The organism is Streptococcus mitis, assembly GCF_002096755.1.
Taxonomy (GTDB): Bacteria; Bacillota; Bacilli; order Lactobacillales; family Streptococcaceae; genus Streptococcus; species Streptococcus mitis_AC.
In genome coordinates this window covers 115,464-137,291 of the sequence record NZ_NCVF01000025.1, presented here as the reverse complement: position 1 = coordinate 137,291, position 21,828 = coordinate 115,464, and the positions used below count along the sequence as shown (strand labels likewise).

Sequence of the window (21,828 nt, the reverse complement as noted above, 5' to 3'; positions counted from 1 at the left end):
AAAAATCGCAACAAATTTTGTTACGATTCAGCCAATCTTTTTTATAGGAAAAGATTTTGTCAAAAATTCGTCAATCCCCTTGAAAAATCTAGCTAAATAGGGTATAATATGAGTAATCATTTGTCGTAGGTTTTGTCTGAAATATTGTCCAGACAAGACTCACAGCAGTTAAATCTTCTGAAAAAGTCAGATTTAGCTGCTCTTTTTGTGCTTTTTTTCAGGATTTTGAGTACTTGTAACAAAGACTTAAAGATTCTGAAAATTTATCAAGAGGACACGGTGATAGGGGTTTTTAAAACCATATGACGATTAGAAAAGCCTGATTGACAAGGCTTGGAACTTATTTACAAAGGAGAATCATCTTGGCAGGACATGACGTTCAATACGGGAAACATCGTACCCGTCGTAGTTTTTCAAGAATCAAAGAAGTTCTTGACTTACCAAATTTGATTGAAATTCAAACTGACTCATTCAAAGATTTTCTAGACCATGGTCTTAAGGAAGTGTTTGAAGATGTATTGCCAATTTCAAACTTCACAGACACAATGGAGTTGGAATTTGTTGGATATGAAATCAAGGAACCAAAATACACGCTAGAAGAGGCTCGTATCCACGATGCTAGCTACTCAGCACCAATTTTTGTAACCTTCCGCTTGATCAATAAAGAAACAGGCGAAATCAAGACCCAAGAAGTTTTCTTTGGTGATTTCCCAATCATGACAGAGATGGGTACTTTCATTATCAATGGTGGTGAACGTATCATCGTATCTCAGTTGGTCCGCTCACCAGGTGTTTACTTTAACGATAAAGTTGATAAAAACGGTAAAGTGGGTTACGGTTCAACTGTTATCCCTAACCGTGGGGCTTGGTTGGAGCTTGAAAGCGACTCAAAAGACATCGCCTACACTCGTATCGACCGTACGCGTAAGATTCCATTTACAACCTTGGTTCGTGCCCTTGGTTTTTCAGGTGATGATGAAATCTTTGATATCTTTGGTGATAGCGAATTGGTTCGCAATACTGTTGAAAAAGATATCCACAAGAACCCAATGGACTCTCGTACAGACGAAGCCTTGAAAGAAATTTACGAACGACTTCGTCCGGGTGAGCCTAAGACTGCTGAAAGCTCACGTAGCTTGCTTGTGGCTCGTTTCTTTGATCCACGTCGCTATGATCTAGCAGCAGTTGGTCGTTACAAAATCAATAAAAAACTCAATGTTAAAACACGTTTGCTCAACCAAACCATTGCAGAGCCATTGGTAGATCCTGAAACAGGAGAAATCTTGGTAGAAGCTGGAACAATCATGACTCGTAGCGTGATTGAAAGTATTGAAAGCCATTTGGATGGTGATTTGAACAAGATTGTTTACATTCCAAATGATGCAGCCGTTGTGACTGAGCCAGTTGTTCTTCAAAAATTCAAGGTTGTTGCACCAACTGATCCAGACCGCGTCGTAACTATCATCGGTAATGCTAATCCAGATGACAAGATTCGTATCGTCACTCCTGCAGATATCCTTGCTGAGATGAGCTACTTCCTCAACTTGGCTGAAGGACTTGGCCGTGTAGATGATATCGACCACCTTGGAAACCGCCGTATCCGCGCGGTTGGTGAATTGCTTGCCAACCAAGTACGCCTTGGACTTTCTCGTATGGAACGTAATGTCCGTGAACGTATGTCTGTCCAGGATAACGAAGTCTTGACACCACAACAAATCATCAATATCCGTCCTGTAACAGCTGCGGTTAAAGAATTCTTTGGTTCATCACAGTTGTCACAGTTCATGGACCAACACAACCCGCTTTCTGAGTTGTCTCACAAACGCCGTTTGTCAGCCTTAGGACCTGGTGGTTTGACACGTGACCGTGCTGGATATGAAGTACGTGACGTGCACTACACTCACTACGGTCGTATGTGTCCAATCGAGACACCTGAAGGACCTAACATCGGTTTGATCAATAACTTGTCATCTTACGGACACTTGAACAAGTATGGTTTTGTTCAAACACCATACCGTAAGGTTGACCGTGAAACAGGTGTTGTCACAAACGAAATCGTTTGGTTGACAGCCGATGAAGAAGATGAATTTACTGTAGCACAGGCTAATTCTCGTCTGAATGAAGATGGAACATTTGCTGAGAAAGTTGTCATGGGACGTCACCAAGGGGTCAACCAAGAGTATCCAGCTAATGTTGTTGACTACATGGACGTATCACCAAAACAGGTAGTTGCCGTTGCGACAGCATGTATTCCTTTCTTGGAAAACGATGACTCCAACCGTGCCCTCATGGGAGCCAACATGCAACGTCAGGCTGTGCCATTGATTAATCCTAAAGCACCTTACGTTGGTACTGGTATGGAATACCAAGCAGCCCACGATTCAGGAGCTGCTGTGATTGCTCAGTATGACGGTAAAGTTACTTATGCAGATGCTGACAAGGTAGAAGTTCGTCGTGAAGATGGTTCATTGGACGTTTACCACATCCAAAAATTCCGTCGTTCAAATTCAGGTACTGCTTACAACCAACGCACTCTTGTAAAAGTTGGCGATGTCGTTGAAAAAGGCGATTTCATCGCTGACGGACCTTCTATGGAAAATGGAGAAATGGCGCTTGGACAAAACCCAATCGTTGCCTACATGACTTGGGAAGGATACAACTTCGAGGATGCTGTTATCATGAGCGAACGCTTGGTGAAAGACGATGTCTACACATCTGTTCACCTTGAAGAATACGAATCAGAAACGCGCGATACAAAGCTTGGGCCTGAAGAAATCACTCGCGAAATTCCAAACGTTGGTGAAGATGCCCTTAAAGACCTTGACGAAATGGGTATTATCCGTATCGGTGCTGAGGTTAAAGAAGGTGATATCCTTGTAGGTAAAGTAACACCTAAGGGTGAGAAAGACCTTTCAGCTGAAGAACGTCTCTTGCACGCTATCTTCGGAGATAAATCTCGTGAAGTGCGTGATACTTCTCTTCGTGTACCACACGGTGCCGATGGTGTCGTTCGTGATGTTAAGATCTTTACACGTGCAAATGGAGATGAATTGCAATCAGGTGTTAATATGCTGGTTCGCGTCTACATCGCTCAAAAACGTAAGATCAAGGTCGGAGATAAGATGGCCGGACGTCACGGAAATAAAGGGGTTGTCTCTCGTATCGTTCCTGTAGAAGACATGCCTTACCTTCCAGATGGAACTCCAGTCGATATCATGTTGAACCCACTTGGGGTGCCATCACGTATGAATATAGGTCAGGTTATGGAGCTCCACCTTGGTATGGCTGCTCGTACTCTTGGTATTCATATCGCAACACCAGTCTTTGACGGAGCAAGTTCTGAAGACCTTTGGTCAACTGTTAAAGAAGCTGGTATGGATAGCGATGCCAAAACGATCCTTTACGATGGACGTACTGGTGAACCATTTGATAACCGTGTTTCTGTCGGAGTCATGTACATGATCAAACTCCACCACATGGTTGATGATAAATTGCACGCGCGTTCAGTCGGACCTTACTCAACCGTTACTCAACAACCACTCGGAGGTAAAGCTCAGTTTGGTGGACAACGTTTCGGTGAGATGGAGGTTTGGGCTCTTGAAGCCTACGGTGCGTCAAATGTCCTTCAAGAAATCTTGACTTACAAGTCTGACGATATCAACGGACGTCTGAAAGCTTATGAAGCCATTACAAAAGGAAAACCAATTCCAAAACCAGGTGTTCCAGAATCCTTCCGAGTTCTTGTCAAAGAATTGCAATCTCTTGGTCTTGACATGCGTGTCCTAGACGAAGATGACCAAGAAGTGGAACTTCGTGACTTGGATGAAGGAATGGACGAAGATGTCATCCACGTAGATGACCTTGAAAAAGCCCGCGAAAAAGCAGCACAAGAGGCTAAAGCAGCCTTTGAAGCTGAAGAAGCTGAGAAAGCAACAAAAGCGGAAGCAACAGAAGAAGCTGCTGAGTAAGAAAAAGCAGTTCACTTAGAATAGAAAGGGAAGAAATAGTGGTTGATGTAAATCGTTTTAAAAGTATGCAAATCACCCTAGCTTCTCCAAGTAAAGTCCGTTCATGGTCTTATGGAGAAGTCAAAAAACCTGAAACAATCAATTACCGTACCTTAAAACCAGAACGTGAAGGGCTCTTTGATGAAGTTATCTTTGGTCCTACAAAAGACTGGGAATGTGCTTGTGGTAAGTACAAACGCATTCGTTACAGAGGAATTGTTTGTGACCGTTGTGGGGTTGAAGTAACGCGTACAAAAGTTCGTCGTGAGCGTATGGGGCACATTGAGTTGAAAGCTCCTGTATCTCACATCTGGTACTTCAAGGGGATTCCAAGCCGTATGGGCTTGACCCTTGATATGAGCCCTCGTGCCCTCGAGGAAGTTATCTACTTTGCGGCTTATGTGGTGATTGATCCTAAGGATACACCACTTGAGCACAAGTCTATCATGACAGAGCGCGAATACCGTGAGCGTTTGCGTGAGTATGGTTATGGATCATTCGTTGCCAAGATGGGTGCCGAAGCCATCCAAGACCTTTTGAAACAAGTAGATCTTGAAAAAGAAATTGCTGAACTCAAAGAAGAGTTGAAAACAGCTACTGGACAAAAACGTGTCAAAGCTATCCGTCGTTTGGATGTTTTGGATGCCTTTTATAAGTCTGGTAACAAACCTGAATGGATGATTCTCAACATTCTTCCGGTTATTCCACCAGATCTTCGTCCAATGTTGCAGTTGGATGGTGGCCGTTTTGCCTCATCTGACTTGAATGACCTTTACCGCCGTGTTATCAACCGTAACAACCGTTTGGCTCGTTTGCTTGAGTTGAATGCACCAGGTATCATCGTTCAAAATGAGAAGCGTATGCTTCAAGAAGCGGTTGACGCTTTGATTGACAATGGTCGTCGTGGTCGTCCAATCACAGGACCAGGTAGCCGTCCACTGAAATCATTGAGCCACATGCTTAAAGGTAAACAAGGACGCTTCCGTCAAAACTTGCTCGGTAAACGTGTTGACTTCTCAGGACGTTCCGTTATCGCCGTTGGTCCAACGCTTAAGATGTACCAATGTGGTGTGCCACGTGAAATGGCGATCGAGCTCTTTAAGCCATTCGTGATGCGTGAAATCGTTGCACGTGATATCGTGCAAAACGTTAAAGCTGCTAAACGCTTGGTGGAACGTGGAGACGAACGCATCTGGGATATCCTTGAAGAAGTGATCAAAGAACACCCAGTGCTTTTGAACCGCGCACCGACCCTTCACCGTTTAGGTATCCAAGCCTTCGAGCCAGTCTTAATTGATGGTAAGGCCCTTCGCTTGCACCCGCTTGTCTGTGAAGCCTACAATGCCGACTTTGACGGGGACCAAATGGCCATCCACGTACCGCTTTCAGAAGAAGCCCAAGCAGAAGCTCGTATCTTGATGCTAGCTGCTGAGCACATCTTGAACCCGAAAGATGGTAAACCAGTTGTTACTCCATCTCAGGACATGGTTTTGGGTAACTACTACTTGACAATGGAAGAAGCTGGTCGTGAAGGTGAAGGAATGGTCTTCAAAGACCGTGACGAAGCGGTTATGGCTTACCGTAATGGTTATGTTCACCTCCACTCACGTGTTGGTATCGCAACAGACAGCCTCAACAAACCATGGACAGAAGAGCAAAAACACAAGGTCTTGCTTACAACAGTTGGTAAAATCCTCTTCAACGACATTATGCCAGAGGGTCTACCATACTTGCAAGAACCAAACAATGCCAACTTGACAGAAGGCGTTCCAGCTAAATACTTCTTGCCACTTGGTGGAGATATCAAGGAAGCTATCAGCAATCTTGAACTTAACCCTCCATTCAAGAAGAAAAACCTTGGAAATATCATCGCTGAAATCTTCAAACGTTTCCGTACGACAGAAACTTCTGCCCTACTTGACCGTATGAAGAACCTCGGTTACCACCACTCAACTCTTGCAGGATTGACAGTGGGTATTGCCGATATCCCAGTCGTTGATGACAAGGCTGAAATCATTGAAGAATCACACAAACGTGTAGAACAAATCACAAAACAATTCCGTCGTGGTATGATCACAGACGACGAGCGATACAATGCCGTTACAGCTGAATGGCGTGCTGCCCGTGAAAAACTTGAGAAACGTTTGATTGCCAACCAAGATCCTAAGAATCCAATCGTTATGATGATGGATTCTGGAGCCCGTGGTAACATCTCAAACTTCTCACAGCTTGCCGGTATGCGTGGTCTGATGGCGGCTCCGAACGGACGTATCATGGAATTGCCAATCCTTTCAAACTTCCGCGAAGGTTTGTCAGTACTCGAAATGTTCTTCTCCACTCACGGTGCTCGTAAAGGTATGACCGATACGGCCCTTAAGACAGCCGACTCAGGTTACTTGACTCGTCGTTTGGTTGACGTTGCCCAAGACGTTATCATCCGTGAGGACGATTGTGGAACTGACCGTGGTCTCTTGATCCGCTCTATCGCAGAAGGAAAAGAGATGATTGAGTCTCTAGAAGAACGTCTCAACGGTCGTTACACTAAGAAAACTGTTAAACATCCAGAAACTGGTGCAGTGATTATCGGTCCAAATGAGTTGATTACAGAAGACAAGGCGCGTGAAATTGTCAATGCTGGTGTGGAAGAAGTGACTATCCGTTCCGTGTTTACATGTAACACTCGTCACGGTGTCTGCCGTCACTGTTACGGTATCAACTTGGCGACTGGTGATGCGGTTGAAGTTGGTGAAGCAGTTGGTACAATCGCTGCCCAATCTATCGGGGAACCTGGTACACAGCTTACAATGCGTACCTTCCACACGGGTGGGGTTGCCTCAAATACCGATATCACTCAGGGTCTTCCTCGTGTCCAAGAAATCTTTGAAGCCCGCAACCCTAAAGGGGAAGCGGTTATTACAGAGGTTAAAGGACAAGTTACCGCTATCGAAGAAGATGCATCAACTCGTACCAAGAAAGTCTTTGTTAAGGGCGAAACTGGTGAAGGTGAGTACGTCGTTCCATTTACAGCTCGTATGCGTGTCGAAGTTGGAGACCAAGTAGCGCGTGGTGCTGCTCTTACAGAAGGTTCTATCCAACCAAAACGTCTCCTTGCAGTTCGTGATGTCTTGTCAGTTGAAACTTACCTTCTTGGTGAAGTACAAAAAGTTTACCGTAGCCAAGGGGTAGAAATCGGTGACAAACACATCGAGGTAATGGTTCGTCAAATGATCCGTAAAGTCCGTGTCATGGATCCAGGTGACACAGATCTTCTCATGGGTACCCTTATGGATATCAATGACTTTACAGATGCTAACAAAGATGTCCTTATCGCAGGTGGAGTTCCAGCGACAGGTCGCCCAGTTCTTATGGGAATTACCAAAGCCTCACTTGAAACAAATAGTTTCTTGTCAGCGGCTTCCTTCCAGGAAACAACTCGTGTCCTTACTGACGCGGCTATCCGTGGTAAGAAAGACCATCTTCTTGGACTTAAAGAAAATGTTATCATCGGTAAGATCATCCCAGCAGGTACTGGTATGGCCCGTTACCGTAACCTTGAACCACATGCTATCAACGAAGAAGAATACCTTAATCCTCCAGTAGAGGAAGAAGGAAATGAAGAAACAACAGAAGTAGTTGTGGATACTGCCGTTGAAACTGTGGAAGAAACAGTAGAATAAAAGCAGATGAGAGAGCCTTCGGGTTCTCTTTCTCTTTTCTGAAAACTTTCTCCATTTTTCCATGAAATGTGGTAAAATAAAAGAAAGAAGCTGACAAAGGAGACGGGTATGGAACAAACATTTTTTATCATTAAACCAGATGGTGTAAAAAGAGGACTAGTAGGTGAAGTGTTGAAACGCATCGAACAACGTGGATTTACAATCGAAAAATTAGAGTTGCGTTCAAAGGTTTCAGAAGAGTTGGTTGACCAGCACTATCAGGACTTGGTTGGTCAGAGTTTTTACCCACCGATTCGTGAATTCATGACTTCAGGACCAGTTCTTGTGGGCATCATTTCTGGTCCCAAAGTAATCGAAACTTGGCGGACTATGATGGGAGCAACTCGTCCAGAAGAAGCTTTACCAGGAACGATTCGAGGTGATTTTGCAAAAGCTGCTGGAGAAAATGAGGTTATCCAAAATGTTGTACATGGTTCAGATTCAGAAGAGTCAGCTAAGCGAGAAATTGCTCTTTGGTTTTAAGAGAAATAATAAAAGTTTGATGTAAGGGATACTTGCATCAAACTTTTTTGCATTTTAGAGTAGAAAACTGACAGTTGAGAAATATTTTAGCAATGGTAAGAATTTCTAGCCTATAATAAGAGCAAGTAGGGAGGAAGAATGATGGAAAAAATGAAAAAGCAAATTCGTGTTTTGTTATTGCTGACGTTTTTTGGTCTTAGTAGCTGTTCTTGTTTAAGTTTATCGACTTGGGCCTTGATGTTAAATCAAAACTGCTTCTATTATTTAGTTGGCATGTTGCTCCTTGCCAGTATTGGTGCAGGGCTAAACTACTATAGTGGACAGCGAAATCAATCTTATTCAGTTTTTAGAGCAGATAAGAAACAACTCTTGTATACTTTGTTACTCTTAGTAAACATTTTGGGTTTAGCTTTAATTGTCATAGAACATATCCTTGTAGGAAATACATCCGTAGAAGGATTTGTGGAAGCCTTTCTTCCGAGTTTCTTTTTCTTATTTGGTATTGATTTGTTAGTTTTTCTACCAATTCAGAAGTATGTAAATGGATTGAAAAAGATTTTGGGAAAGAAGGAAATGTGTTTTATTAGTGGACTAGCTATTCTAATCTTTCTCAGAAATCCTTGGATGCTATTATCCATGACCTTTTATATTACCTTGGGAATGCTATTTCTAGGACTATTGGTGCCAAAAGTCATTCGCTGGGAAGTTTCATTTTACAGTCATTTGATGAGAGATATCTTGTTAGTTGTCTTCTTGCTGTTTCTATTTTAAGAATAAAAAAAGAGATAGTTCTAGTTTTACAATTTATAATATGGAATTCACAGATAATATCTCGACAAAGGACAACTTTTTGGTATAATAGAAATATGTACACTAAAAACGAAGAAGAGTTACAGTCCTTAGGTGAACGTTTGGGCTATTTATTAGAAAAGAATGATGTTTTAATTCTAACTGGAGAACTTGGAGCAGGCAAAACGACCTTTACAAAAGGTCTAGCTAAAGGGTTACAGATTTCCCAGATGATTAAGAGTCCAACCTATACTATCGTAAGAGAGTATGAAGGTCGTCTTCCGCTTTACCACCTAGATGTTTATCGTATTGAGGGAGATGCGGATTCTATTGATTTGGATGAGTTTCTCTTTGGTGGTGGGGTAACTGTCATCGAGTGGGGACATCTTTTAGGTGATGCCTTGCCAGATACTTATTTAGAATTGGAAATTCTAAAAGAAGAAGACGGTCGCAGATTAAACTTCAAAGCCAAGGGTTTGCGTGCAGAAAAACTCTTAGAGGAGCTTCAACATGGAGTATGAATTGCTCATTAGAGAAGCAGAACCTAGTGATGCGGCTGAATTAGTGACATTTTTAAATCGTGTCAGTGTAGAAACAGATTTTACCAGTCTGGACAGGAATGGCATTTTGATGACAGATACTGAGATGGAGTTGTTTTTGGATAAACAGGCTCACTCGGAAAATCAAATCACTTTACTGGCCTTGCTGAATGATGAAATTGCTGGTCTTGTAAATATCACAGCTGATCAACGCAAGAGAGTTCGTCATATTGGAGATCTCTTTATTGTGATTGGTCAGAAGTATTGGAATAATGGACTGGGGAGTTTGTTACTTGAAGAAGTCATAGAATGGGCACAGGCTAGTGGCATTCTTCGTCGACTTCAACTTACTGTCCAAACTCGTAATCAGGCTGCAGTTTATCTATATCAAAAACATGGCTTTGTAATTGAAGGTAGACAAGAGCGCGGTGCGTACATAGAAGAAGGGGAATTTATCGATGTTTACCTGATGGGTAGGCTGATAGATTAATAGAAATATGGTTAAAAAAATTATTGGAATGGTGCTAGCTTTTCTAGCTGTGACGGTTTTGGGTGTGGGTGTTTTTGCTTATACTATTTATCAGCAAGGTACACAAACCTTATCAAAAACCTATAAAAAAATTGGAGAAGAAACCAATGTTATTGAGGCGACTGAACCATTAACGATTCTTTTGATGGGGGTTGATACTGGAAACGTGGAACGAACGGACCCTTGGGAGGGAAATAGTGATTCCATGATTCTCTTGACGGTGAATCCACATACTAAGAAAACCATGATGTTGAGTTTGGAACGTGACATCCTGACTAAAATTCAGCATAAAGATGGCCAGATTGAGGAAGCGAAGTTAAACGCTGCCTATGCTGGTGGTGGTGCAGAGTTAGCTATTTCAACCATTCAAAAGATGATGAATATCCATATCGATCGCTACATTATGGTTAATATGCAAGGATTGCAACAATTGGTAGATGCAGTGGGTGGCATAACCGTCAACAACACGCTAGGCTTCCCAATTTCTATTAGTGATCAAGAGGAATTTAATACCATTTCTATCGGTGTTGGAGAACAGACAATAAATGGAGAAGAAGCGCTTGTTTATTCCCGCATGCGTTATCAAGACCCAGAAGGAGACTACGGACGTCAGAAGCGTCAGCGTGAAGTCATTCAAAAGGTTGTTGAAAAAGTTCTTAGTTTGAATAGTGTCAGTCACTACCAATCTATTTTAAAAGCCCTAAGTACGAATATGCAAACCAACATTGATTTATCTGCAAAAAGTATTCCAAGCTTGTTGGGCTATAAAGATTCATTTAAAACCATTGAATCACAACAGTTGAAGGGTGAGGGAGAGATGTTGCAAGGCATTTCTTACCAGATTGTTTCTAGAGAGCATATGTTGGAAATGCAGAATATATTGCGACGTTCTTTGGGGCAAGAAGAAGTCACTCAGCTTGAAACAAATGTTGTCTTATTTGAAGATTTGTTTGGACGGGTGCCTGTTGGTGATGGGGAGAATCAACAACAAGGTGTTTTTGTAACAAATGAAGTAGAATAGTTCGTTTTTTAATACAAATAAAAAATTAATCGTGGGAAATTTCCTGCGATTTTTTCAAAAAAATACGAATAGATAGGTAGGAGGAAACATGAAAGCAGAAATCATTGCTGTTGGAACAGAGATTTTGACAGGACAGATTGTCAATACCAATGCCCAGTTTTTATCGGAAAAACTAGCAGAGATTGGGGTAGACGTATATTTTCAAACGGCTGTAGGAGACAATGAAGCTCGTCTCTTGTCCCTGCTTGAGATTGCCAGTCAACGCAGCAGTCTGGTGATTTTGACAGGTGGTTTGGGGCCAACTGAGGATGATTTGACCAAACAAACTCTGGCTAAATTTTTAGGGAAAGAATTAGTCTTCGATCCTCAGGCTCAGGAGAAGTTGGATGTCTTTTTTGCCCAGCGACCAGACTATGCCCGAACACCGAATAACGAAAGACAAGCTCAACTTGTAGAAGGAGCGACTCCGCTACCAAACGAAACAGGACTGGCTGTGGGGGGAATATTGGAAGTCGATGGAGTGACCTATGTCGTCCTTCCCGGTCCACCAAGTGAATTAAAACCCATGGTTTTAAACCAACTTCTACCTAAGTTGATGACAGGGAGTAAGCTATATTCCCGAGTTCTTCGTTTCTTTGGGATTGGCGAAAGTCAGTTGGTTACGATTTTGTCTGATTTGATTGATAATCAAACAGATCCGACTTTGGCCCCTTATGCCAAGACAGGAGAAGTCACTCTGCGTCTGTCAACAAAAGCTAGCAGCCAAGAAGAGGCGAATCAAGCGCTGGATATCTTGGGAAATCAAATCTTGGACTGCCAGACTTTCGAAGGAATTTCTTTACGAGACCTCTGTTATGGTTATGGAGAGGAGGCTAGCTTGGCCAGCATTGTGGTAGAAGAACTGAAAAAACAAGGGAAAACTATCACGGCTGCAGAGAGTTTGACGGCAGGGCTTTTCCAAGCTACTGTGGCGGATTTTTCAGGAGCTTCAAGTATATTTAAGGGTGGTTTCGTGACCTATAGCCTGGAGGAAAAATCAAAGATGTTGGATATTCCTGTCAAGGACTTGGAAGAACAGGGTGTGGTATCTGAATTTACAGCTCAGAAGATGGCTGAGCAGGCACGAAGCAAGACCCAGTCAGATTTTGGCCTTAGTTTGACTGGAGTGGCAGGACCAGATAGCCTCGAAGGACACCCGGCTGGAACAGTCTTCATAGGCTTGGCACAGGAGCATGGAACTAAGGTCATCAAGGTTAATATTGGAGGTAGAAGTCGAGCAGATGTACGTCACATTGCGGTTATGCATGCCTTTAACCTAGTTCGCAAGGCTTTATTAAGTGACTAACTTTTGATATAATAGTAGATAGGTCTGAGGACCATTAGAATGTAGGAGAATAGAATGGCGAAAAAACCAAAAAAATTAGATGAAATTTCAAAAAAATTCGGGGCAGAACGTGAAAAAGCCTTGAATGACGCTCTTAAATTGATTGAGAAAGACTTTGGTAAGGGTTCAATCATGCGTTTGGGTGAACGTGCTGAGCAAAAGGTGCAAGTGATGAGCTCCGGTTCCTTGGCTCTTGATATTGCCCTTGGTTCAGGTGGTTATCCTAAGGGACGTATCATCGAAATCTACGGACCAGAGTCATCTGGTAAGACAACGGTTGCTCTTCATGCAGTTGCGCAAGCGCAAAAAGAAGGTGGAATTGCAGCCTTTATCGATGCGGAACATGCCCTCGATCCAGCTTATGCTGCGGCCCTTGGTGTCAACATTGACGAATTGCTCTTGTCACAACCAGACTCAGGGGAGCAAGGTCTTGAGATTGCAGGAAAATTGATTGACTCAGGTGCAGTTGACCTTGTCGTAGTTGACTCAGTTGCGGCCCTTGTACCTCGTGCGGAAATTGATGGAGATATCGGTGATAGCCACGTTGGTTTGCAGGCTCGTATGATGAGCCAGGCCATGCGTAAACTTGGTGCTTCTATCAATAAGACCAAAACAATTGCCATCTTTATCAACCAATTGCGTGAAAAAGTTGGGGTCATGTTTGGAAATCCAGAAACAACACCTGGTGGACGTGCTCTGAAATTCTACGCATCAGTGCGTTTGGATGTTCGTGGAAGCACACAAATCAAGGGAACTGGTGACCAAAAAGATACCAATGTCGGTAAAGAAACTAAAATTAAAGTCGTGAAAAACAAGGTGGCTCCACCATTTAAGGAAGCCTTCGTTGAAATCATGTACGGAGAAGGGATTTCTAAGACTGGTGAACTCTTGAAAATCGCAAGCGATTTGGATATCATCAAAAAAGCAGGAGCTTGGTACTCTTACAAGGATGAGAAAATCGGGCAAGGTTCTGAAAATGCTAAGAAATACTTAGCAGATAACCCCGAAGTCTTTGATGAGATTGACCATCAAGTCCGTGTTCAATTTGGTTTGATTGATGGAGAAGAAGTTGCTGAAAGCAAAAAAGATGAAGCGGTTCAAGCAGATTCTGTGAATGAAGAAGTAACGCTTGACCTAGGCGACGAGCTTGAAATCGAAATTGAAGAATAAGCTTTGAAAGTAGTGGAGAACATCCGCTGCTTTTTTGGTTTTTGATTCAAGTTTTTAGATCATCTATAGTTTGCTGTTTCTTGTCGCTCCTTTCGAAAGCTGATATAATAGCCTTATGAATAAAAAACGAACAGTGGACCTGATACATGGTCCGATTCTTCCCTCGCTCTTAAGCTTCGCCTTCCCAATCTTGCTATCAAATATTTTTCAACAGCTCTATAATACTGCTGATGTCTTGATTGTTGGGCGTTTTCTTGGTCAAGAATCCTTGGCTGCAGTAGGAGCGACGACAGCAATTTTTGACTTGATTGTAGGATTTACTCTTGGTGTTGGTAATGGCATGGGAATTGTCATTGCCCGTTATTACGGGGCTCGGAATTTTATAAAAATTAAGGAAGCAGTAGCAGCCACCTGGATTTTAGGTGCTCTTTTGAGTGTTGTAGTTATGCTGCTGGGCTTTCTTGGTTTGTATCCTCTCTTGCAATACCTAGATACTCCTGCAGAAATCCTTCCTCAGTCTTATCAATATATTTCTATGATTGTAACCTGTGTTGGTGTCAGCTTTGCTTATAATCTTTTTGCAGGCTTGTTGCGGTCTATTGGGGACAGTCTGGCTGCGCTTGGTTTTTTGATTTTCTCTGCTCTGGTCAATGTGGTTCTGGATCTCTATTTTATTACGCAATTGCATCTTGGAGTTCAATCGGCGGGACTTGCTACCATCATTTCGCAGGGTTTATCAGCGGTTCTTTGCTTTTATTATATCCGTAAGAGTGTGCCTGAGCTACTCCCTCAACTCAAGCATTTCAAATGGGACAAGGCCTTATACGCCGATCTCTTGGAGCAAGGTTTGGCTATGGGCTTGATGAGTTCAATTGTGTCCATTGGTAGTGTGATTTTACAGTCTTCTGTTAATACCTTTGGAGCCGTGATTATTAGTGCTCAAACAGCAGCTCGACGCATTATGGCCTTCGCCCTTCTTCCCATGACCGCTATTTCTGCATCAATGACGACCTTTGCTTCTCAGAATTTAGGTGCTAAGCGCCCAGACCGCATTGTTCAAGGCCTTCGAATCGGCAGTCGTTTAAGTATATCCTGGGCAGTTTTTGTTTGTGTCTTCCTCTTTTTTGCCAGTCCAGCCTTGGTTTCCTTCTTGGCTAGTTCGACGGATAGCTACTTGGTAGAAAATGGAAGTCTCTATCTGCAAATCAGCTCAGCTTTTTATCCTATTTTGAGTCTCTTATTGATTTATCGCAATTGTTTGCAGGGCTTGGGGCAAAAGGTCCTTCCTCTGGTTTCTAGCTTTATAGAACTAATCGGGAAAATCGCTTTTGTGGTCTTGATTATCCCTTGGGCGGGCTATAAGGGAGTTACCCTTTGTGAACCCCTTATCTGGGTTGCCATGACCATCCAACTGTACTTTTCACTCTTCCGTCATCCTTTGGTAAAAGAAGGCAAGGCCATCTTGACAACAAAAGTGTCATCATAGCTCGATTTACTGAATAAAATCTATTTCCTCTAGTGAAAATCGAAAAAACTTGTGTTATAATAAGAAAGATTAAAATGTGAAAAAAGGAGATTCCTAATGGGACGTAAATGGGCCAATATCGTAGCCAAGAAAACGGCTAAAGATGGAGCTAACTCTAAAGTATATGCAAAATTTGGTGTAGAAATCTATGTAGCAGCTAAAAAAGGTGATCCAGACCCAGAATCAAACACTGCTTTGAAATTCGTTATCGACCGTGCTAAACAAGCACAAGTACCAAAACACGTTATCGATAAAGCGATTGATAAAGCAAAAGGAAACACAGACGAAACCTTTACAGAAGGACGTTACGAAGGATTTGGACCAAACGGTTCTATGCTGATCGTTGATACCTTGACTTCTAACGTTAACCGTACAGCGGCCAATGTCCGTGCAGCTTTTGGTAAAAATGGTGGAAACATGGGTGCTTCAGGTTCAGTTTCTTACCTCTTTGACAACAAGGGTGTTATCGTATTTGCTGGTGAAGATGCAGATGCAGTCTTTGAGCAATTGTTAGAAGCAGATGTGGATGTGGACGATGTAGAAGCAGAAGAAGGAACAATTACTGTTTACACAGCTCCAACTGACCTTCACAAGGCTATCGTTGCCCTTCGTGAGTCAGGTATCGAAGAATTCCAAGTGACAGAATTGGAAATGATTCCTCAGTCAGAAGTGGAATTGTCAGGCGATGACCTTGAAACTTTTGAAAAACTTTATAGCGTCCTTGAAGACGACGAAGATGTACAAAAAATCTACACAAACGTAGACGGCTTCTAATTTAACATAGAAAATATGATCCTAAGTGAGAAAATCACTTGGGATTTTTTTAATCAAGAAAATAGTTCTCACGGAAATTTATTTAGTTCCTAGGAGAACTAAATGCAATGATTAGAAAGGAGTAAGTATGGATAAACCGATGTTGGTTTTAAAACGTTTTGGACACCAGGTACATCTGATGGTACAAAAGGAAGCCAAACGTTGTGGTATTGAATTTATGGGTGTACCTCAAGGACAAGTTCTGCGTTTTTTAGGTTGGCGTGAGCATGAACAAGAATTAACGCTCATCAAGGATATTGAACAAGAACTCAATATTAGCAAGTCTGTTGCTAGTAACTTGGTCAAGCGTATGGTGCAAAATAGTTTGGTGGAGCTGGAGGCGAGTCCTGTCGATAAGCGGGCTAAGTTTGTTCGTTTGACGGACAAATCGCGTTCTCAAATGCAGCAGGTTAAGGCCTTCTTTGAACGAATTGATCAGAGTCTGCTAAATGGTGTTTCAAAGTCAGACTTGGCAATCTTTGAAAAGGTTCTCGGTCAGTTGCAAGAAAATGTTCAGAAGATAGGAGGAGAGAATGAAGAAATTAGCCAAATGAATTAGTGGAAAAGAATGGGGTATGATTTTACTAGCCATTCTCTTTACCTGCTTTTCGGTTTATCTAGAGTTGGAAGAAGAGGAACTTCCATTTTAAAAAAGAAGTAAGGGCTGGGAAATGACCTAGCTCTAAAAAATCAGCATTCAGTTTTGTAAGATGCAAGATCTGTTTGACTGAATTCTATTTCTCTCAAGCTTTTAAAAGTTTAATTATGATTGCCGAGGTGGGACCAAGAATCAAAAATCAATGAATTTTTAGATTCTGTCGCGCCTTTTTTATGATAATCATTTTGGAAAGATTTTGCTTTTTGGCGGTTTTGTAATATAATAATCCTATATGTTTCATAAAGGCGCTTACGGCATAGGGGGTGAAAAATGGTAGCAGCTAACGTCAAAAAACGGGGTCAGCATTATCAGAAGAAGGCTCTCTGGCCACTTTCCATTCTGCTTATTTTTGCTTTGTTTTTTGTTTATTTCAAGGGCGTTCTGCCAGTTGAGAAGCAGGTCAAGATTGGGGCAACCTACATGACCATGAATAATGATTTTTATAAGATCTTAAATGCGGAGCTGGAGAAGAAAACCAACCAGCAGGGCAGCCGGCTTTACGTGCGGGATCCTGAGCTGGGTGAGGGCAAGCAGAGCCAGCAGATTGACTTTTTTGTCCGAGAAAAGGTTGATGTCATTGTTATCAATCCGGTAAAAAGTAATAGTCCAAGTATCATTTCCTCTCTTCAAAAGGCCAAGAAAGCTGGGATTAAAATCATCGTAGTGGATGCGCCTATCAGTCAGGATGTAAAAGTGGATACGACTATTGTGTCGGATAACTACCAAGCAGGCGTCCTGATTGCCCAGGACATGATGAAGCGCTTGCCTTCTGCTAATATTCTCCTTCTAGAGCACCGCAATGCCGTCTCTGCTATGGACCGGATTCAGGGATTTATTGATACGATTGAAAAACAGCCTAGCTACAAGATTATTTCCCAGAAAGAAACACTAGGCCAGACAGAGGAAAGCATGCCGCAAGTAAAAAGTGCCTTAGACGAAGGATTGGACTTTAATGTAGTCATGGCGCTCAATGATCGGGCAGCTATCGGGGCCTTGGCTGCTATTAAAAATCAAGGTCTTGATAAGAAAATCTCCATCTACGGCGTGGATGGATCGCCTGATATCAAAAACTTTTTGGCTACGACTAGCGATATAGAGGGAACCGTGGCCCAATCGCCCATTCAGATGGGACGCAAGGTGGCACAGGTAATTGAGCTGATGCAGGAGGGGAAATCCTACGACAGCCAATACCTGATTCCTGTTCATCTGGTTAATAGAGATAATATCAGTCAATACACAGTTACAGGGTGGCAATAATGAGACCTCAAAAAAGTATCTTTTATAGCAAAATCGCCTTAATGGTCATCAATCTGTTTGCCATTGTCTATAATGCATCCATCTATCTCTTTGCGACCAACTATGTAGCGGCTAAGAGCTTCAGTCACTCGCTTTTGGAGCGTTTGGATGCCATTCCGGGCTCTCCTAGCCTAATCTTCTGGGTATCCATTAGCCTGTATGCCTGTCTGCTTTTAGTCATGTACTATCGGGAGCGCCACCCCAATCAGCTGTCCGTCTATGACAAGGCGACCATTATTGAAATCCTGCTCATGCTGGTCATCTTTTCCGTCTTGCACTCGTCCTACAATGGCTTGATTCTCTTAGTGTTTGCGGATATTTTCTATGGCTCTAAGGAGTTCAATGCTTCCAAGGACAAGAAGTACTGGTTTTCTTTCATTATTTTGAGCTTTGGCATGCTGCTCTTGTCCAACTATAACCTCATGTCGCTCTTTATCAAGCTGCCGTCTTTGGATACCTATATTCGTTTTTATCCTGAGTCTGTACGCTTTTTGCTCTTATTTGGCAAGAACTTTCTCTACTCGCTTAATATTGTCGTCTTTATGATTTCCTTGCTATTCTATATCTTGTCGGCTATTACGGAGCGCCATCGTATTGAGGAAGAGCTTCGCATGGCTTTTCAAGCCAATCGCGAGCTGAACTCTTACCTGGCTTTGTCTGAGAAAATAGCAGAAGATCGAGAGCGGAAGCGGATTGCCAGAGAGATTCACGATACATTAGGTCATGCCCTGACGGGTATTTCAGCTGGTATTGATGCGGTCAAGGTCTTGGTTGATATTGACACCAACCGAGCTAAGGAGCAGCTTAATAATGTCTCTGTCGTTGTTCGAGATGGTATCCGTGATGTCCGCGGCTCGCTCAATAAGCTGCGCCCGGGAGCTCTGGAAAATAACACTTTGAAGGAAGCTCTGATTAAGATTATCCGTGAGTATGAAGCCATCTCCAACTTGGAGATTCATCTCCTCTACAAATGGGATAATATTGACTTGGATATTGCCAAGGAAGACATTGTCTTCCGGGTGATCCAGGAGTCGATTACCAACTCTGTCCGCCATGGTCATGCCAAGACTATCTGGATTGAGCTACTAGAGGAAGAAGAAGCTTATGTAATGACCATTCAGGATGATGGTGTTGGCTTTGATGAACTCCACTATGGCTATGGCCTCAAGCAGATGCAGGAGCGCCTAATGATTATTGGCGGAAGCGTCCGCTTTGAAAATCGGGACGGTTTCTACACGCATATCAAAATTCCAAAAATAGGAGGAAGACATGATTAAGGTTTTAATAGCAGACGATCAGGCCTTGATTCGCGAGTCTCTGCAAATCATTCTGTCTGCCCACGCAGATATTGAGGTAGTCGGGACGGTCGGAGACGGCAAGGAAGTGCTGGAAAAGCTTCATCGGGTGCGCCCAGATGTGATTTTGATGGATATTCGCATGCCAGTCATGGATGGTGTTCTCTGTACCAAGGCTGTCAAGGAGCAGTATCCAGATGTCAAGATTATCATCCTGACGACCTTTGACGATGATGAATTTATCTTCTCAGCTCTCAAATACGGTGCATCTGGTTATATTCTTAAAGGGGTTTCGACAGAAGAACTTCATGAAGCTATTCAGACAGTCTATCGAGGCGGAGCTATGATCAATCCCAATATTGCCACCAAGGTCTTCAAAATCTTTTCACAGATGGCCCAGTCCAACTTTGCCATCACAGTGACAGAGGAAAATGTGGAGGACATGAACCGGACGGAGTGGAAGATTATCCAGCAGATTAGCTTTGGGATTTCTAATAAGGAAATTGCAGCCAAACTCTTTCTATCAGAAGGGACAGTCCGTAATTATCTATCGGGTATCCTAGCCAAGCTCAACCTGCGTGACCGGACCCAACTGGCTATCTGGGCCGTACAGACTGGAGTCACCCAGAGAGATTTTAGTAAGGAAGGCGACAAATGAAGTGGAGATTGAGAAATTTGTCCCTGCTGGTTGTCCTGATTATATCTGTTGCTCTGGCTTTTGTATTTTGGGCTTCAGCTCAGGACAAAGTCCTGCGTATCGGGGTCTATGCTGGTTCTAGCTGGGATGTGCCTAACAGTCGCGAAAACAAGGTCTTGGACAGCCTGATTAAAAGATTTGAAAAGACGCATCCTCCTGTCAAGGTCGTTTACGAAAGCGGTATTCCCAAGGATGATTATGCTGACTGGCTGGCAGAGCAAGTCTTGAAAGGCGAGCAACCAGATCTCTTTATGGTGCCAGAAAACGACTTTAGCATGTTGGCTTCGACTGGCGCGCTTAAATCCTTGGATCCCCTCCTAACGGATGATAAGCGAAAGGCTTTTTATCCAGTGGCTTATGAAGCTGGGCAATATCAGGGAGTCAGCTATGCCCTTCCAGTTGAGAGCAATCCTATCATGATGTGTGTCAATAAAGACCTGCTTGAAAAAGAAGGAATTAGCATTCCTGAGTCAGGATGGACCCTGGCGGATTTCTATGAGATTTGCAAGAAAGTAACCAAGGATACCAATGGCGATGGTGTGGTGGATCAGTACGGTATAACGGATTACACTTGGCAGCAGGCTCTGGTAGCTTACGGCGGCCATCTTACCGATAAATCCGGTATCACTGTGGACAGCGCAGAGATGCACCAAGCCTTGGCCTTTATGAGCAAGCTAGATATGCTCAGCCAGCACTATAAGGTGACTTCTAATGACTTTGATGAGGGACGGGTGGCTTTCTATCCTATGAGTCTGGCCCAGTATCGGACCTACAAGCCTTACCCTTACCATGTTGCCAAGTATTCTAGCTTTTCTTGGACCTGTATCCCCATGCCAACAGCTAATAGCCAGGTGATGGGGACACAGGTCAAGACCTCGCTCTTTGCCATGTCTTCCAATACCAAGCAAGAGAAGCTGGCTTGGGAATTTATGCTCTTGCTGTCACAGGATAAAGAAAGCCAGCAGGCCTTGTTTGAAAAATCGCAGGGGACCTCAGTCTTACCATCTGTGGTGAAAAGTCAACAGGCTAGAGAAATCTTACAGGCAGATGATTTTGGCTTGGATTCCTTGACTTCTGAGAGGCTAGACCACATGATGAATCGCTCCATCATTGACATCAGTCTAGAAGTAGACCGTCATACCATGGACCGGATGGACTATCTGATTCAAAATGCTATGCAGAATCAAGAGATTGACAGTGCCTTGCCGAGCATTCAAAGAGAAATAGAAAGCGGAAAATAATCTGCTTTCTTTTTGTTTGCTCTGAAAGGAGCAGGAAAGGTACAGCTGACTAGACAAATATGACAAATGTCATATGTTTCCTGACAAATGTCATCTGGGCAAAGTGACATTTGACAATATGAAACCGATTCCAAAACTTGTACAATAAAATCATCAATAAATCCTTACTTGGCTAAGAGCTAGAAGGAAAAAGGAGGCAGGAAAGATGAAATACCTTGTACTGGTCAGTCATGGGGGACTGGCTGCAGGCGTGCAGAGTTCCTTGAAGATGTTTGCCGGAGACAAGACGGATCAGGTCATTGCGGTTGGTCTTCAGGAAGGCAAGTCAGTTGATGATTTTGCAGTTGATTTTACTCAGGCCTTAGATGGCTTAAGCACTGATGACAGTGTCTTAGTTCTGGCTGATATTGTAGGAGGCAGTCCTCTGACGACAGCAGCGAGCGTCTTAGCTGACATAGGTAAGCTCGACTCAGCAGTTATCTTGGGCGGTTTGAACCTGACCATGGGACTGACTGGCTTGGTTATGAAAGACATCTTAGACGGGAAAGATCTGGCTCAGGCTATCCTTTCCGAGGCTACAGCTGCTTTGCAGGAATTTGAAGTCGTAAGTGATGCAGCTGAAGAAGATGAAGACGACATTTAGTACTTCCGTCATACATTCTAAA

The 21,828-nt window shown here is 43.0% G+C and carries 17 protein-coding genes and 1 pseudogene; all 18 read left to right on the top strand.

Annotated features, from left to right (window positions below):
* Positions 1-362: 362 nt before the first annotated feature.
* The 18 genes and pseudogenes from rpoB to B7700_RS07865 all read left to right on the top strand — a co-directional run bounded on the left by rpoB (position 363) and on the right by B7700_RS07865 (position 21,806).
* On the top strand, positions 363-3,968 hold the full coding sequence (gene rpoB, locus B7700_RS07945; RefSeq protein ID WP_084888231.1) for a DNA-directed RNA polymerase subunit beta: 3,606 nt from the start codon (positions 363-365) through the stop codon (positions 3,966-3,968).
* A gap of 38 nt (positions 3,969-4,006) precedes the next feature.
* Complete coding sequence (gene rpoC / locus B7700_RS07940) at positions 4,007-7,684, top strand: DNA-directed RNA polymerase subunit beta' (protein WP_000228746.1); 3,678 nt, start codon at positions 4,007-4,009, stop codon at positions 7,682-7,684.
* 108 nt (positions 7,685-7,792) lie between these two features.
* Positions 7,793-8,206: a nucleoside-diphosphate kinase gene (gene ndk, locus B7700_RS07935; RefSeq protein ID WP_084888230.1), complete on the top strand. Its 414-nt coding sequence runs from the start codon at positions 7,793-7,795 to the stop codon at positions 8,204-8,206.
* A 141-nt stretch (positions 8,207-8,347) separates the two neighbouring features.
* Positions 8,348-8,977, top strand: a complete 630-nt coding sequence (locus tag B7700_RS07930; RefSeq protein ID WP_049542585.1) for a hypothetical protein — start codon at positions 8,348-8,350, stop codon at positions 8,975-8,977.
* 95 nt (positions 8,978-9,072) lie between these two features.
* The gene (gene tsaE / locus B7700_RS07925; RefSeq protein WP_045612327.1) at positions 9,073-9,516 is read left to right on the top strand and encodes a tRNA (adenosine(37)-N6)-threonylcarbamoyltransferase complex ATPase subunit type 1 TsaE; all 444 of its coding nucleotides are present in this window, start codon (positions 9,073-9,075) and stop codon (positions 9,514-9,516) included.
* Positions 9,506-10,024, top strand: coding sequence for a GNAT family N-acetyltransferase (locus tag B7700_RS07920; protein ID WP_045612326.1), 519 nt, complete (start codon positions 9,506-9,508; stop codon positions 10,022-10,024). The genes tsaE and B7700_RS07920 overlap by 11 nt, the downstream gene beginning before the upstream one ends.
* Positions 10,025-10,031: 7 nt before the next feature.
* Positions 10,032-11,084 carry a glycopolymer--peptidoglycan transferase LytR gene (gene lytR, locus B7700_RS07915; RefSeq protein WP_060627458.1) on the top strand — a complete coding sequence of 351 codons (1,053 nt, stop codon included), beginning with the start codon at positions 10,032-10,034 and terminating at the stop codon, positions 11,082-11,084.
* Positions 11,085-11,172: 88 nt separating this feature from the next.
* A complete protein-coding gene (locus tag B7700_RS07910; RefSeq protein WP_084888228.1) occupies positions 11,173-12,429 on the top strand; it encodes a competence/damage-inducible protein A in 1,257 nt (418 codons plus the stop codon).
* A gap of 54 nt (positions 12,430-12,483) precedes the next feature.
* Positions 12,484-13,638 carry a recombinase RecA gene (recA, locus tag B7700_RS07905; protein ID WP_049552310.1) on the top strand — a complete coding sequence of 385 codons (1,155 nt, stop codon included), beginning with the start codon at positions 12,484-12,486 and terminating at the stop codon, positions 13,636-13,638.
* 115 nt (positions 13,639-13,753) lie between these two features.
* Positions 13,754-15,124, top strand: a complete 1,371-nt coding sequence (locus tag B7700_RS07900) for an MATE family efflux transporter (RefSeq protein ID WP_084888226.1) — start codon at positions 13,754-13,756, stop codon at positions 15,122-15,124.
* Between the two features lie 96 nt (positions 15,125-15,220).
* Positions 15,221-15,937 carry a YebC/PmpR family DNA-binding transcriptional regulator gene (locus B7700_RS07895; RefSeq protein ID WP_000532893.1) on the top strand — a complete coding sequence of 239 codons (717 nt, stop codon included), beginning with the start codon at positions 15,221-15,223 and terminating at the stop codon, positions 15,935-15,937.
* Between the two features lie 127 nt (positions 15,938-16,064).
* Positions 16,065-16,535 carry a MarR family winged helix-turn-helix transcriptional regulator gene (locus tag B7700_RS07890; protein ID WP_004256742.1) on the top strand — a complete coding sequence of 157 codons (471 nt, stop codon included), beginning with the start codon at positions 16,065-16,067 and terminating at the stop codon, positions 16,533-16,535.
* A pseudogene (locus B7700_RS11510) lies at positions 16,531-16,605 on the top strand (ABC transporter ATP-binding protein); the annotation flags it as partial. The gene B7700_RS07890 and the pseudogene B7700_RS11510, both read left to right, overlap by 5 nt.
* A gap of 299 nt (positions 16,606-16,904) precedes the next feature.
* Entirely contained in the window at positions 16,905-17,891 is a 987-nt protein-coding gene (locus tag B7700_RS07885; RefSeq protein WP_084888224.1) for a substrate-binding domain-containing protein, read from the top strand.
* Entirely contained in the window at positions 17,891-19,207 is a 1,317-nt protein-coding gene (locus B7700_RS07880) for a sensor histidine kinase (protein WP_084888222.1), read from the top strand. The genes B7700_RS07885 and B7700_RS07880 overlap by 1 nt, the downstream gene beginning before the upstream one ends.
* A complete protein-coding gene (locus B7700_RS07875) occupies positions 19,200-19,883 on the top strand; it encodes a response regulator transcription factor (protein ID WP_004256751.1) in 684 nt (227 codons plus the stop codon). Before B7700_RS07880 ends, B7700_RS07875 begins: the two co-directional genes overlap by 8 nt.
* Complete coding sequence (locus B7700_RS07870) at positions 19,880-21,163, top strand: ABC transporter substrate-binding protein (protein WP_049501831.1); 1,284 nt, start codon at positions 19,880-19,882, stop codon at positions 21,161-21,163. Before B7700_RS07875 ends, B7700_RS07870 begins: the two co-directional genes overlap by 4 nt.
* Before the next feature lie 205 nt (positions 21,164-21,368).
* The gene (locus B7700_RS07865) at positions 21,369-21,806 is read left to right on the top strand and encodes a PTS sugar transporter subunit IIA (RefSeq protein WP_004256753.1); all 438 of its coding nucleotides are present in this window, start codon (positions 21,369-21,371) and stop codon (positions 21,804-21,806) included.
* The last annotated feature ends 22 nt before the right edge of the window (positions 21,807-21,828 follow it).

Excerpts from the sequence above, each read along its gene's own strand:
- ndk (WP_084888230.1), top strand. The coding sequence starts at position 7,793 with ATGGAACAAACATTTTTTATCATTAAACCAGATGGTGTAAAAAGAGGA.
- B7700_RS07865 (WP_004256753.1), top strand. The coding sequence starts at position 21,369 with ATGAAATACCTTGTACTGGTCAGTCATGGGGGACTGGCTGCAGGCGTG.
- B7700_RS07910 (WP_084888228.1), top strand. The coding sequence starts at position 11,173 with ATGAAAGCAGAAATCATTGCTGTTGGAACAGAGATTTTGACAGGACAG.
- B7700_RS07895 (WP_000532893.1), top strand. The coding sequence starts at position 15,221 with ATGGGACGTAAATGGGCCAATATCGTAGCCAAGAAAACGGCTAAAGAT.
- B7700_RS07870 (WP_049501831.1), top strand. The coding sequence starts at position 19,880 with ATGAAGTGGAGATTGAGAAATTTGTCCCTGCTGGTTGTCCTGATTATA.
- B7700_RS07900 (WP_084888226.1), top strand. The coding sequence starts at position 13,754 with ATGAATAAAAAACGAACAGTGGACCTGATACATGGTCCGATTCTTCCC.
- recA (WP_049552310.1), top strand. The coding sequence starts at position 12,484 with ATGGCGAAAAAACCAAAAAAATTAGATGAAATTTCAAAAAAATTCGGG.
- tsaE (WP_045612327.1), top strand. The coding sequence starts at position 9,073 with ATGTACACTAAAAACGAAGAAGAGTTACAGTCCTTAGGTGAACGTTTG.
- B7700_RS07920 (WP_045612326.1), top strand. The coding sequence starts at position 9,506 with ATGGAGTATGAATTGCTCATTAGAGAAGCAGAACCTAGTGATGCGGCT.
- B7700_RS07885 (WP_084888224.1), top strand. The coding sequence starts at position 16,905 with ATGGTAGCAGCTAACGTCAAAAAACGGGGTCAGCATTATCAGAAGAAG.
- lytR (WP_060627458.1), top strand. The coding sequence starts at position 10,032 with ATGGTTAAAAAAATTATTGGAATGGTGCTAGCTTTTCTAGCTGTGACG.
- B7700_RS07930 (WP_049542585.1), top strand. The coding sequence starts at position 8,348 with ATGGAAAAAATGAAAAAGCAAATTCGTGTTTTGTTATTGCTGACGTTT.
- B7700_RS07880 (WP_084888222.1), top strand. The coding sequence starts at position 17,891 with ATGAGACCTCAAAAAAGTATCTTTTATAGCAAAATCGCCTTAATGGTC.
- B7700_RS07890 (WP_004256742.1), top strand. The coding sequence starts at position 16,065 with ATGGATAAACCGATGTTGGTTTTAAAACGTTTTGGACACCAGGTACAT.
- B7700_RS07875 (WP_004256751.1), top strand. The coding sequence starts at position 19,200 with ATGATTAAGGTTTTAATAGCAGACGATCAGGCCTTGATTCGCGAGTCT.